The 12,906-nt window shown below is 40.2% G+C and carries 11 protein-coding genes, 1 other RNA gene and 1 pseudogene; all 13 read left to right on the top strand.

The window, feature by feature from the left end; genetic code table 11:
- Positions 1–59 precede the first annotated feature (59 nt).
- The 13 genes and pseudogenes from RIN70_RS09600 to RIN70_RS09540 all read left to right on the top strand — a co-directional run bounded on the left by RIN70_RS09600 (position 60) and on the right by RIN70_RS09540 (position 12,490).
- Positions 60–1,352 (top strand): adenylosuccinate synthase, encoded by a 1,293-nt coding sequence (locus RIN70_RS09600; RefSeq protein ID WP_272144342.1) that lies wholly within the window; start codon positions 60–62, stop codon positions 1,350–1,352.
- A gap of 214 nt (positions 1,353–1,566) precedes the next feature.
- On the top strand, positions 1,567–2,211 hold the full coding sequence (locus tag RIN70_RS09595; protein WP_031575622.1) for an HAD family hydrolase: 645 nt from the start codon (positions 1,567–1,569) through the stop codon (positions 2,209–2,211).
- Positions 2,212–2,329: 118 nt separating this feature from the next.
- Entirely contained in the window at positions 2,330–2,608 is a 279-nt protein-coding gene (locus tag RIN70_RS09590; RefSeq protein WP_003009004.1) for a hypothetical protein, read from the top strand.
- Positions 2,609–2,752: 144 nt separating this feature from the next.
- A pseudogene (locus tag RIN70_RS09585) lies at positions 2,753–4,330 on the top strand (ATP-binding cassette domain-containing protein).
- 302 nt (positions 4,331–4,632) lie between these two features.
- On the top strand, positions 4,633–5,142 hold the full coding sequence (gene tadA, locus RIN70_RS09580) for a tRNA adenosine(34) deaminase TadA (protein ID WP_003016809.1): 510 nt from the start codon (positions 4,633–4,635) through the stop codon (positions 5,140–5,142).
- Between the two features lie 38 nt (positions 5,143–5,180).
- Positions 5,181–5,276: signal recognition particle sRNA small type (gene ffs / locus RIN70_RS09575), an RNA gene on the top strand.
- A gap of 485 nt (positions 5,277–5,761) precedes the next feature.
- Positions 5,762–7,111: a glucose-6-phosphate isomerase gene (locus RIN70_RS09570; protein ID WP_008808173.1), complete on the top strand. Its 1,350-nt coding sequence runs from the start codon at positions 5,762–5,764 to the stop codon at positions 7,109–7,111.
- A 186-nt stretch (positions 7,112–7,297) separates the two neighbouring features.
- Positions 7,298–8,098, top strand: a complete 801-nt coding sequence (locus RIN70_RS09565; RefSeq protein WP_001000837.1) for an SDR family oxidoreductase — start codon at positions 7,298–7,300, stop codon at positions 8,096–8,098.
- Positions 8,099–8,160: 62 nt separating this feature from the next.
- On the top strand, positions 8,161–9,987 hold the full coding sequence (locus tag RIN70_RS09560) for a BglG family transcription antiterminator (RefSeq protein WP_080981318.1): 1,827 nt from the start codon (positions 8,161–8,163) through the stop codon (positions 9,985–9,987).
- Positions 9,987–10,484 (top strand): transcriptional regulator GutM, encoded by a 498-nt coding sequence (locus RIN70_RS09555; protein ID WP_001086645.1) that lies wholly within the window; start codon positions 9,987–9,989, stop codon positions 10,482–10,484. The genes RIN70_RS09560 and RIN70_RS09555 overlap by 1 nt, the downstream gene beginning before the upstream one ends.
- On the top strand, positions 10,481–11,026 hold the full coding sequence (srlA, locus tag RIN70_RS09550; RefSeq protein ID WP_001015684.1) for a PTS glucitol/sorbitol transporter subunit IIC: 546 nt from the start codon (positions 10,481–10,483) through the stop codon (positions 11,024–11,026). Before RIN70_RS09555 ends, srlA begins: the two co-directional genes overlap by 4 nt.
- A gap of 13 nt (positions 11,027–11,039) precedes the next feature.
- On the top strand, positions 11,040–12,020 hold the full coding sequence (gene srlE, locus RIN70_RS09545; protein ID WP_020992831.1) for a PTS glucitol/sorbitol transporter subunit IIB: 981 nt from the start codon (positions 11,040–11,042) through the stop codon (positions 12,018–12,020).
- A gap of 98 nt (positions 12,021–12,118) precedes the next feature.
- A complete protein-coding gene (locus RIN70_RS09540; RefSeq protein WP_008808177.1) occupies positions 12,119–12,490 on the top strand; it encodes a PTS glucitol/sorbitol transporter subunit IIA in 372 nt (123 codons plus the stop codon).
- Positions 12,491–12,906 lie beyond the last annotated feature (416 nt).

Raw genomic sequence — 12,906 nt, 5'->3', positions numbered from 1 at the left:
CAGGTGAGATTCCTGCCTGCTTTTCAAGAAAGGACGAGCTATATAGCTCAGACAAAGATATGACATCAGTAGTTGTTGTAGGAACCCAGTGGGGAGATGAAGGAAAAGGGAAGATTACAGACTTCCTATCAGCCAATGCAGAAGTCATTGCTCGCTACCAAGGTGGGGACAATGCCGGTCACACCATCGTGATTGATGGCAAAAAGTTCAAGTTGCACTTGATTCCTTCAGGTATCTTCTTCCCTGAAAAGATTTCTGTCATCGGAAACGGCGTGGTGATCAATCCTAAATCATTGGTCAAAGAGTTGGCTTATCTTCATGAAGAAGGTGTGACAACAGACAGTTTGCGCATTTCAGACCGCGCCCATGTCATCCTCCCTTACCATATCGAATTAGACCGTCTCCAAGAAGAGTCTAAGGGAGACAACAAGATCGGAACGACGATTAAAGGGATTGGACCAGCCTACATGGACAAGGCTGCGCGTGTGGGAATCCGGATTGCGGACCTTTTGGACCGCGACGTCTTCGCAGAACGCCTTCGCATCAACTTGGAAGAAAAGAACCGTCAATTTACCAAACTCTATGATGCAGAGCCTCTTTCATTTGACGATATCTTCGAAGAATACTATGAATATGGTCAACAAATCAAACAATATGTAACCGATACTTCTGTTATCTTGAACGATGCTTTGGATAACGGCAAGCGCGTGCTCTTTGAAGGAGCACAAGGGGTTATGTTGGATATCGACCAAGGAACTTATCCATTTGTAACCTCTTCAAACCCTGTTGCAGGTGGAGTGACCATCGGATCAGGTGTCGGCCCAAGCAAGATCGACAAGGTTGTCGGTGTATGTAAAGCCTATACCAGCCGTGTCGGTGACGGACCATTCCCAACAGAGCTGTTTGATGAAGTGGGCGAGCGCATCCGTGAAGTGGGGCATGAGTATGGGACAACAACCGGTCGTCCTCGTCGTGTTGGTTGGTTTGACTCAGTTGTCATGCGCCATAGCCGCCGCGTGTCAGGAATTACCAACCTTAGCTTGAACTCGATCGACGTTCTGTCCGGCTTGGATACAGTGAAAATCTGTGTAGCCTACGACTTGGATGGGGAACGCATCGACCACTACCCAGCAAGCTTGGAGCAACTCAAACGTTGCAAACCAATCTATGAAGAATTACCAGGCTGGTCAGAAGACATCACAGGTGTCCGCCACTTGGATGAGCTTCCAGAAAATGCCCGCAACTATGTCCGCCGTGTCGGTGAATTAGTTGGTGTGCGCATTTCAACCTTCTCAGTCGGACCAGATCGTGACCAAACCAATATCCTTGAAAGTGTGTGGTCTAGTTTATAAGCAAATGAAGATAAGAGAGTGGGACAGAAATCGGTCATTCGTTAGAATTCGATTTCATCGTCCCACCTCCGCACAGTTGAGTAGGGCTGTAAAAGCTGATGAAATCAGCGTAGTAGAGCCCACTCAACCACTGCGTCTTGCTCGACAATCCAAAGACAATTGAGAGGCTAGGACTTTTGTCCCAGCCTCTTTTTGAAAGCAGAAAGAGGAAAAAATGTATCAAACGATTTTATTTGACCTAGACGGCACCTTGACCAATTCAGAACTAGGGATTACCAACTCGGTGGCCTATGCCTTAGGAAAATATGGGATTCAAGTGCCAGACAAGAAAGCATTGAGAGTTTTCATCGGTCCGCCCTTGCAGGAGTCTTTTGAGCGCTTTTATGGATTTTCTAAGGAAGAATGTTTAAAGGCCATTGACTACTATCATGAGTATTTTTCCGAAAAAGGCCTTTATGAAAATGAGGTCTATCTAGGCGTTCCTGACTTGCTGGCTTCTCTCAAGCAGGCTGGCAAACAGTTGATTGTAGCTACGTCAAAGCCTGAAGAATTTTCCATTCAAATTCTCAAACACTTTGGTTTGTATGATTATTTTGACTTTGTCGCTGGTGCGACCATGGATAGAAAACGTAGTAAAAAAAGCGATGTTATCCAGTATGCCTTGGAGCAAAATGGGATTACAGATTTGGCGCATACCATCATGATTGGAGACAGGGAGCACGATGTGCTTGGCGCTCAAGCGCAAAAGTTTGATTCTATCGGTGTCCTTTATGGCTTTGGAAGCAGGGAAGAATTGGAAGAAGCCGGCGCCACCTATATTGCTCAAGAAGTTGGCGAAATTGCAGCTTTTATAGGATAACCTTTTCCAAAATATTAAAAGTTGGAACTTTTCTAATCTGCTGAATATTGCTTTATTTAATATTTCTATCGGTGTATACTTACTGTAGGTTAAGTCACACAGATTAAGAGGTGATAATATGAATTTGTCACGATATATATTAAAATATAGTACTGATGATGGTACGTTGTATTTTAATACTAAAACCAATCATTCATTTTTTCTTACGAATGAATTGAATAGAGTAGTCGACAGCAATGATGTGATTAGGAAAGAGTTTCATGCTTATCTTGATAAAAATAAATATTTAAGTGAGGGTGAGTATGAGGTCGAAAAGTATCTATCTAAAATAAGCGATACAGATGCTGAATTATTGGAACTAACAATTTTGACACATGGAGATTGTAATTTTCGGTGAAGGTTAAAGTGAATAACAAATTCGATGACAAAATGAATGCTAAACCTAGAGTATTTAACTATAATTGTGATTGTAAATAATCACGATTTTAAATAAATTAGAGAAGAGGGTTGTGCTAGCCCTCTATTTTGATGGATGATAATTATGAGAAATATTTATAAGTACATTGATAAGAAGTATCTTTTTCCTATTTTTTTAGGGCGTATTGTGAATAGTGGTTTGGTGTTGGCGCAACCTCTGATTTTAACGAAGGCCTTGAAGTTAGATCAAGACGGCCTTTCTTATGGAAAAATTCTCAATTTTGTTTTATTTGGTTTGTCTGTCTATCTTGTTATTTATAGTCTGATGCTGTTTTCAAACTATTCGCACAATATATTCCGAAGAGAAATCAACAAAAGTGTCCGTGCCCTTTTATTTAAGAAAGTCATATTGAATCCTAAATTTTCCAATGATGAAAAAGTTAGTCTGCTAACTCAAGATATGGAATATGTGGGCGATAATTATTTGGAAAATATAAATGTTATGGTGAGTTGGGGATTTGTCGCCCTTGTTACAGCCATTTATATTGTTTCACAAAATTTTCTCTTAGGACTTATTTTTGTCATTTTTACGATTATGAGACCTATTCCTCAGTTCATCATGAATCGTCGTTTACAAGATTCGGGAGACAGCTGGTCCAAGCTTAGAACGAAATTACATGGGCTTGTCTCGGATAGTATGCAAGGCAGCCAAACCTTACGGATTAATCAGGCCATGAGGCTGAATGAAGAGCGCGTGAATGATTTAAACGGAGAATATCAAAAAGCCATCCAAAGATTTTGTTTCACACATAATATTATTTTTTTCTTTAATGGATTTATGGTCTTTTTTAGTCAGGTTGTTCCTCTTGCTTTAGGCTTTTATTTGAGTTTACAGGGAAATTCTATTTCTATTACAAGCCTCATCTCTATGTATGTTGCTGCGGGGATGCTGGTAGAACCGATCCAAACTCTGATGTACAGTGCAGCCAATCTCCAAGGTGCCTTGCCGACTGCGAACCGCCTGTTTAAGATTATCGAGGAAGAACCTGATTTCGAAGAGACAAAGGATCAATTTGTTGAAAATCTCGAATCGTTGCGCTTAAATCATATTTCAAAAAGTTTTGCTGAACGTCAGCTTTTTTCTGATTTGACGGCGACGATTTCAGTAGGTCAGAAGGTCTTAATCAAAGGACCGAGCGGGTCTGGAAAGACGACTCTTTTTCGCTTGATTTTAGGAGAAGAAGTATGTGATGAGGGTGACATTTTCGTTCAGTATGATGGAAATCAAATAACGAGTCATTTCCAAGGGAATATCGGTTTAATTAGCCAGCATCCCTTCCTGTTTAACGATACTATCCGCTATAATCTAACTTTTGGTCAGCCTTTTCAGGACCATGAATTATTGGAGGTATTGGACCGAGTTGGCTTAATAGATGAATTTCAGGATATTTTGAATGTAGAAATTCATAATAATGGTGAAAACATTTCATGAGGTCAGCGTGTCAGATTAGAGTTGGCTCGTTTTCTCTTACGCGAGAAGGATATTTTATTAGCGGACGAAGTGACATCAGCTTTGGACGAAAAAAATAGTCGTCTGGTTAGAGACCTAATCTTTTCTTTGCCGATCACGGTACTAGAAATAGCCCATCATATTGATGAAGAAGAGCGCTATGACCAAATCCTTGAGTTACGTAAAGGATGAGCGATGCCACAATAGTTGGTTCTGCGACAAAGCGGATAGTAGTAAGCCAGCAATTTGTCAGATATTTTTGAGATTCTAAGTGGTGATATTTCCAAAATCATCAATACTCAGAGAACTTAAGCTTTATTTAAGATAGGCCAGCTATACTAGAAGCATAAACAAAGACCTCCTAACTTTGTTTAAACCTCCTAAACTTTTTCATAATAATCTCCCATAAGAGTCGCCCAATCGGCGGCTTTTTTTGTGAGTCGTAAGCTGCCTATGGTATAATGAACAAAGAAACTAAAAGGAAGAAGGAAGAGATGGACTACACGATAGAGGAAAAAGCGATGTTTATGAGGGAAGCCCTGAAGGAGGCGGAGATTGCCCTCGCCAATGATGAAATACCGATTGGCTGTGTCTTGGTCAAGGATGGTCAGATTATCGGGCGTGGACATAATGCGCGTGAGGAGCTGCAGCGGGCGGTCATGCATGCGGAAATCATGGCGATCGAGGAGGCCAATCAGCGTGAAAATAGCTGGCGCCTGCTGGATACGACGCTTTTTGTCACGATTGAGCCCTGTGTCATGTGTAGTGGTGCCATTGGTCTAGCTCGGATTCCCCAGGTGATTTACGGGGCGACCAATCAGAAGTTCGGTGGAGCAGGTAGTCTCTACGACATTTTGGCAGATGAACGCCTCAATCACCGAGTCGAAGTAGAAACAGGAATCTTGGAAGCAGAATGTGCAGCCATCATGCAGACCTTCTTCCGCCAAGGTCGAGAACGAAAAAAACAAGCCAAACTCGCAGCCAAGGCCGAAACACAAGAATAAAAACCGGACCTTTGCAAATCGAACAAATTATGATATAATACCTATCGGAGCAACAGTTCTGCGTGAAGCGGGTCAGGGGAGGAATCCAGCAGCCCTAAGCGAAGTGAACTGTGTGCTCTTTTCTATTGCTCTTGATGCGTCAAGTCCAAGGGACGCAGACGAATCCTAGAGCAATGGATGCAGTTTTTCCCGTTAGGGAAAAAGCTGTAAACCTATGATAGCCCTTAGTGAATCAAGTCCAACGGACGCGGATGAACTTAGGTGCATTGACGCAGTTCGAACAAAGTGAGAACTAGGTTCCGAAGTATAATGAATCAAGCCTAAAAGGTGCAGATGAATATTGGAGCAGCGAATCTAGTTTGAACGGACCTGAAATGAATTCAGCTGACATCCAATCTTAAGAAGCGTATTTGTTTTCTTGTCAATCAAAATTGTTCTTCTCAATAGGCCTAAAATTTGTTGACTTACGCAAACGAGTGCTCTCGGTTATGTCCTAAGGTTAGCTTATTTAGAAAAATAGTATAGAATATAAAATGTAAACGTTTTAAAATAGTGAAAGCACTTGCTTATTTTTTCTTAAAGCGTTATCATAAAAGAAAAGAACAATTGGAGGATAAACATGTCACATATTAAATTTGACTACTCAAAGGTGTTAGATAAATTTGTAGCACCACATGAACTAGATTATATGCAGCCTCAAGTGACTGCTGCAGATTCTGCTCTGCGAAATGGTACAGGTCCTGGGGCAGAAATGACTGGTTGGTTGAACTTGCCTGAAGAATATGACAAAGATGAATTTGCTCGTATTCAAAAGGCTGCTGCTAAAATCCAATCTGATAGTGAGGTATTGATCGTAATCGGTATTGGTGGTTCCTATTTAGGAGCTCGTGCAGCTATTGATTTCTTGAATAATTCTTTTGTAAATCTACAAAGCAAGGAAGAACGCAAGGCACCTCAAATCCTCTATGCTGGAAATTCTATTTCTTCAAGCTATTTGGCTGATTTGGTAGACTATGTATCAGACAAAGATTTCTCTGTCAACGTTATTTCTAAGTCAGGAACGACTACAGAGCCTGCTATTGCTTTCCGTGTCTTCAAAGAACTCTTGGTTAAGAAGTATGGTCAGGAAGAAGCAAATAAACGGATTTATGCAACTACAGACCGCGCTAAAGGTGCAGTTAAGGTTGAAGCAGATGCTAATGGCTGGGATACTTTTGTAGTGCCTGATAGTGTAGGTGGTCGTTTTACAGTATTGACAGCAGTGGGACTCTTGCCAATCGCAGCTGCAGGGGCTGATATCAGCAAGTTAATGGAAGGAGCAAATGCTGCTCGCAAGGCTTATGCTTCTGATAAGTTGGCTGAAAATGAAGCATATCAATATGCAGTTGTACGCAATATCTTGTACCGTAAAGGTTATCTGACAGAAGTTCTAGCTAACTATGAACCATCTCTGCAATACTTCTCTGAGTGGTGGAAGCAACTGGCTGGTGAGTCAGAAGGGAAAGACCAAAAAGGGATTTACCCAACTTCAGCCAACTTCTCAACAGACTTGCACTCTCTGGGACAATTTATCCAGGAAGGTACCCGTATCCTCTTTGAAACAGTTGTACGTGTAGATAAACCTCGCAAAAATGTGCTGATTCCTGAATTGGCAGAAGACTTGGACGGTCTTGGCTACTTGCAAGGAAAAGATGTTGACTTTGTCAATAAAAAAGCTACAGATGGAGTGCTGTTAGCACACACTGATGGTGGAGTTCCAAATATGTTTGTGACACTGCCTGAGCAAGATGAGTTCACTTTGGGCTACACTATTTACTTCTTTGAGTTGGCTATTGCTCTTTCTGGCTACCTGAATGGTATCAATCCATTTGACCAGCCTGGAGTTGAGGCTTATAAGAAAAACATGTTTGCCCTTCTTGGAAAACCAGGCTTTGAAGAGCTGGGTGCTGAGTTGAATGCACGCCTTTGATTCTTATATGCCTTGAGTTCATTTAGAGTATAAAAAGAGATCCACAAGTTCATTTCTTGTGGATTTTTTACTACAAGCCTCATAATTAGTTTATTATTTTTTTGAACAGTATAAAAAAGAGTGTCTTAATTCTTTTATGAAAGCGCTGTATAATTGCCTTGTAAATAAAATTTGAGAGGTATCAAAATGAATGATTGGTTAAACATAAAAGGCAAAACAGTTCTTGTGACTGGCGCGTCATCTGGGATCGGTAAGGCAATCGTTGAAGAATTGCTGGAATTAGGTGTCAATGTAGCGAATTTCGATCTTAGCGACAACGATTTGCGTCATCCAAATCTATTATTTGTGAAAGTTGATGTAACTTCTCGCTCTGAAGTAGAAGAGGGTGTTGCCAAAATAGTTGAAAGATTTGGCAATATTGATGCAGTGGTCAATAATGCAGGGATTAATATCCCTAGATTATTAATCGATGCAGAAAATCCTAAAGGTCCTTACGAATTGGACGATGAGACGTTCGAAAAAGTAACGATGATTAATCAAAAAGGTTTGTATCTGGTTAGTCAGGCAGTGGGACGTATTTTAGTGAAAAATGGAAAAGGTGTAATTGTGAACATGGCTTCAGAAGCAGGCTTGGAAGGTTCTGAAGGACAAAGTGCCTATGCTGCCACAAAAGCAGCAGTCTATAGTTACACTCGTTCATGGGCAAAAGAGCTGGGTAAGCATGGTGTACGTGTGGTTGGAATTGCTCCAGGAATTATGGAAGCTACGGGACTTCGAACTCTTTCTTATGAGGAAGCTCTTGCTTATACCCGTGGAAAGACGGTAGAAGATATTCGAGCTGGTTATGCTTCAACTTCAACAACTCCTTTGGGACGAAGTGGTAAACTACGGGAAGTAGCTGACCTTGTAGCATTCTATATTTCAGACCGTTCTAGCTATATAACTGGAGTCACTACAAATATTGCCGGAGGGAAAACTCGCGGTTAAAAAAATGAAGGTGAGGAAGAGAGTTGACCATAGTAAATCGATGGTATAACATTTTAGAAAAAATGGTCTCACAGCCAACTTATTCCTTAGTAGATATGCGCTCAGAGCTGGATATTAGTATGCAAACCTTGCAAAAGAGTATCCAACAATTAAATGATGTTTTGGCTCCGAGTATCCAGATTATCTCACAAGATGATAAGTTAATGTTAGAGGTGTATGACTATACTGAGTTGGAAAGGATTTTATCTGGTAGTTTAAAACGGGAGAGTGACTTCAATTCTTCCAGTAAAAGAATTGCCTATTTACTAAAACGTTTAATTAAGTCAACCTCCCCTCTTCTTATTGACGACTTGGCTGAGGAGGCAGGTGTTAGTAGAAGTACCCTTAATAAGGATTTAAAACAAGTAAAATCTTTGGCAGAGAGTTACTCTATCACTATTTCAGGAAAGCCCAACCGTGGGCTGGAGGTCTTGGGGTCCGAGCTGAATTTGCGCTTGCTCTATATTCACCAAGTGGCCCCTTACTTTGAAGGAAAGACACTCACCGAGGCAACATCTTCTTTTCTGGAGACGCTACTCCAGGAGTATAAAATCCCGAAAGAAACAAAGGAACTCCTTCGAAAGACAATTTCAATTATGGTGGAGCGTATTTATGCATCTAGGGTGTTGAGTTGCCCTATTCCTTACTATAGGAATGATTTAACAGAGACACCTTTGGTTGAAAAATTAATCTATCATATTGAGATGACTTATAAGATTTCCCTCAGTCAGTTTGAAATAGACTTTTTGTGTTTTCCGTTTAATATCCGTTTTATTGACACTTTAAGCAAGCCGTCTTATCAATCTGAACAGCTTGCAAACATTTTTCAAGGGATTGTCAAGAAAGTCAAAGAAACAATGTTGGTTAACTTTGATGATGAAGAATTATTTGAAGAAATCAAGTCTCATCTAGGCCCCTTAATCAATCGACTGATTTTCCATGTGCAAGCTAATGATATATTCCATGGCGAGGTTCAAACTCAATATCCTTTTGCTTTTGAAATGGCGAAAATTGCTGGAGAAGAACTGTCTGCAATTTTTGGTTCTGAATTGGAATTATCTGAAATCGGATATCTGGCTTTGTATTTTGAAATGATTTTAAGAAAGCAAAACTCTGTTGTAAATGGTTCTCGCAAGCAGATAGCAGTAGTTTGCACAACAGGAAGAGGAACTGCTGCGATGATTATTCAGCAACTCAGACGAATCCTTGGAAATGATGTAGACATTACTCAGTATTCTGAAGAGGATTTTAATCTGGATTTGAATCAGGACTATTTCGCGATTTTTACGACAGTTCCTCTAAAATATAAAGATTCTAAATCTCCAGTCATTCAAGTTAATCATCTTTTTGATGATCAATGGCTGCGGGAAGAATGGCAGAGGGCCAATGCTTTTCATCAAAAAAATCTAGAAACAGTCAGCTTACGTTTTCTTCGGTTGAGTCCCCAAAAAACCTATCAGCAATACTTGCTAAATATGGTTGCAGAGTTAGAGAAACTTCAGATGATTGATGAAGGTTTTAGAAATCGGATAATTGATAGGGAGAAAAAACAATCAACCATTTTTGGTGGAGGAATTGCCTTCCCCCATACAATTAACCAGGGTTATGCAAAGACTATTTTAATGTTTGGAAAGCTAGAAGAGCCTTATCAAAAAGGAGATGATTGGATTGAATTTATCTTTCTAGTCGCCATTCCCTCAGAAATTGAAAGCAAAATGGAGAGTGAATTGCTGGAATTGTATGACGACATTTTTCGAATTGCAGGAGAGCCTTCTCTAAAAGAAGCTTTGAGGGCTGTAGAAACAGAGACAGAGTTTCTATCATTTTCTAAGAGCAAAGGAGTATTTTAATGAATTCGCTAATAATTTTCGCTGTATTTGTCATGGCAGCTTATATATTTCAAATGTTCCTCGGCTGGCAGCAACTCAAAGACTTCAATAAGACCTATACGATGCTCCGAAGACTGGGGCGCGTAGCGATTGGCAGGAAGTCCGGAAGAATCAAATCCGGTACGATTGTCATGTTCGCGGTTGATGAAAACGGTCGGGTTCTTAAAGCTAGCAAAATGCAAGGAGTCACAATCTTAGCACGTTTTCAAAATATGGACGATTATGTTGGAGAAGACATCCATTATTTTGACAAGTATAATCCTCTTGTGAGAAAAGAAAATAAGTTGATGCAATCAGCCATAGAAGATGCTAGAAAAGTCTATCTTTGGCATGAGGCAGGTATTGAGAAAGAGACAAGTTCATCTGATTCTTTTCTGGGATTCGGCTTTTATGCGAATTACTTACAATTATCTATTAAACAGTTATTTAAAAAAAATAAGAAAGGGAGTTCCTTATGAATCACATTACAAATTTTGCAGAGAGTTTTATGAAACTCTTCCAATTAGGTGGAGAAACCTTTATTAGCTGGATGACAAATATTGTACCGCTTGTCTTAATGCTATTGATTGCAATGAATACCCTTATCGCTTTCTTGGGAGAAGAGAAGGTCAATTCCCTGGCTAAGATTTCTGCCAAAAATCCTGTTAGCCGGTATATGATTTTACCTTTCATTTCAGCCTTTATGCTGGGGAATCCGATGGCAATCAGTATGGGACGTTTCTTACCAGAATATTATAAACCTAGTTTTGTAGCAGCTCAGATGCAGTTCTGCCATACTTCAAATGGTGTATTTCCGCATATCAATCCTGGGGAATTGTTTGTATGGATGGGAATTGCAACAGGAATTCAAACTTTAGGTTTAAGTCAAATGGACTTAGCCATTCGTTACATGCTTGTTGGGCTTGTCATGAACTTTGTAGGCGGTTGGGTGACCGATTTTACAACTGCTTATGTAGCAAAACAGCAAGGTGTTACCTTGAGTAAAACATTTGATTTATAGAAAGAGTGAAATTATGTCATATAAGAGTATAAAAGTTGTTAAAGGAAATGGCGGTTTCGGAGGACCTTTGGTCATTACACCTAGTGAAGCTAAGCATAAATTCATCTATATCACTGGCGGAGGAGAAAAGCCAGATATTGTGGATAAAATTGCTGATTTGACCGGTATGGAAGCTGTTAATGGGTTTAAAACTTCTATCCCAGATGAGGAAATTGCTTTAGCAATCGTGGATTGTGGCGGTACTCTTCGCTGTGGTATTTATCCTAAAAAGGGGATCCCTACAATAAATATTGTAGCTACAGGGAAAAGTGGGCCTCTAGCTCAATATATAACCGAGGAAATCTATGTGTCAGCAGTTGGCCTTAATCAAATTTCTGCTGCTAATGAAGACGAAAAAGCGACAACTGTGGTAACAGAAAAGCCAACTTACGATACTAGTAAAAAAATTACAGAGCAAAAAGCTGAAACAAGTATTGTAGCAAGAATTGGGATGGGCGCTGGGAAGGTCGTTGCGACTTTCAACCAGGCTGCTCGTGAAGCCATCCAAACAATGCTCAACACGATCATTCCTTTCATGGCCTTTGTTTCCTTGCTGATTGGGGTTATTCAAGGTTCAGGTGTTGGAAATTGGCTGGCAAAATTAATGGTTCCCCTAGCTGGGAACATCTGGGGACTCATTTTGATTGGCTTTATCTGTTCCTTGCCATTCCTATCTCCTTTGTTAGGCCCCGGAGCTGTTATCAGTCAGATTATTGGAACCTTAATTGGAGTTGAAATCGGCAAAGGGAATATTCCGCCCCAAATGGCTCTGCCAGCTATATTTGCTATCAACACTCAAAACGGTTGTGATTTCATTCCTGTAGCACTCGGTCTATCTGAAGCCAAGGCTGAAACAGTTGAGGTTGGTGTCCCTTCTGTGCTTTATTCACGCTTTCTCAATGGTGTTCCGCGGGTGCTAGTAGCTTGGATAGCTAGTATTGGCCTTTATCAGTAAACCTTTGATAGATGCACGTAAACATAGCAACTATTATGTTAAACTTATCTATAAGCATAAGTTTATGACAGATTTGAGAAAGGATGAATAGGAATTAGATGAAGAAAATTTTTGAAGCTAAAGTAATTCAAGTGGGGCCTGAAGCTCAGAATATGATTCAAGATGCCAATATGCTCATTTTGTTTGGAGAAGAAGCTCCGGAAGACTTAGCAGAGTATTGTTTTAAAATCGATAACAAAAATCTTCTAGGTGCAATACTAGAAGGTGGAAAGCTGGTGGTAGATAGTCAGGAATATTCGATTACTGCCGTAGGAAATGTAGTAGAAAAAAATTTAACTGGACTGGGCCATATCACGATTTCTTTTGATGGTTCAAAAGAGGGCAGCCTGCCGGGCACTCTCCATGTTGCAGCAGACCAAGCAGTAGTAATTGAAAAGGACTCTACCATTCAGATTTTCGAAACTGCTTGACCATAACAAAATTTAAAATCAAGCAATTTAGAAACATAAAAGTCAAAAAAATTGATTCAGAGCTTGGACAAAAAGTCCAGGCTTCTGGGTCTAAATTAGAAAAAATAGATGACGCGGTGGTTGATTGGCATCTTCCTTCGCTTTTTAAGCCCCAAAGATTGCCTGATCAACTGTGCGGGGGTGGGAAGATGAACTTTTTAACTTGTTTGAAGTTCTTTCCCACTCCCTTTTTGATAGGGAAAATAATTTATGTTTTAATATTGTAAAATTTGTCATTGTTTTTCAATGTTTTCGCAATATGACAAATCAACAAAATTTATAAGGATAAAAGCATGCCAGAAAAAGACGGTCAAGGTCAAGCGCAAAGAGCTTGAAGTCAATCAAACTAGCCAGCCAGTGCAAGGGAATTTCCAGCA

It is taken from the genome of Streptococcus parasanguinis (genome assembly GCF_032163505.1).
Taxonomy (GTDB): Bacteria; Bacillota; Bacilli; order Lactobacillales; family Streptococcaceae; genus Streptococcus; species Streptococcus parasanguinis_V.
The sequence above is the reverse complement of the archived record's forward strand: the minus strand, read 5'-3'. Positions and strand labels throughout refer to the sequence as shown.